The sequence below is a fragment of the Aminobacter sp. P4_D5 genome, assembly GCF_056401815.1.
This window is the reverse complement of sequence record NZ_JBFUIP010001357.1, coordinates 1-526: the sequence shown is the minus strand read 5'-3', so window position 1 is coordinate 526 and position 526 is coordinate 1. Positions and strand designations below refer to the sequence as shown.

At 67.9% G+C, this 526-nt stretch carries 1 protein-coding gene; it reads left to right on the top strand.

All coding sequences use genetic code 11. The features are described from left to right. A partial coding sequence (locus AC1DWF_RS38380; protein ID WP_476843636.1) for a GMC family oxidoreductase occupies positions 1 to 526 on the top strand: 526 nt, incomplete at both ends.

The following is a 526-nucleotide window of genomic DNA, read 5'->3' as shown; positions in this document are numbered from 1 at the left end:
CTGAAGGACCCAGGCGTCACCTGGCAGTTCAGCACGGAGCCCACGGAGCGGACCGGCGGACGCCGCATCGCGACCGTGCAGGGCCGGACGCTGGGCGGCAGCTCATCCGTCAACGGGATGATCTACAACCGCGGCCAACCGGCCGACCTCGACCAATGGGCGCAGATGGGCAATCGCGGCTGGGGCTATGCCGACAGCCTGCCCTACTACCGCCGCACCGAGCGGCGCATCGGCTTCGGCGACGATGCTAAGCGCGGCCGGACCCAGGGCATCCCGGTGACGGACATGGACTGGATCCACCCGCTCTCCGAGGCCTTCATCGCCGGCTGCGTCGGCATGGGGATTCCGCGCAACCCCGACTACAACAGCGGCGACCAGGCGGGCGTCGGCTACTTTCAGCGGGCGATCCTCAATGGGAAGCGGGTGAGTTCCTACCGCGCCTTCCTGCATGGCGCGTTGAGCCGGCCGAATCTTTCCCTTCGTACCAATGCGCGCGCCAATGCCATCCTGCTGGACGGCAAGAAGG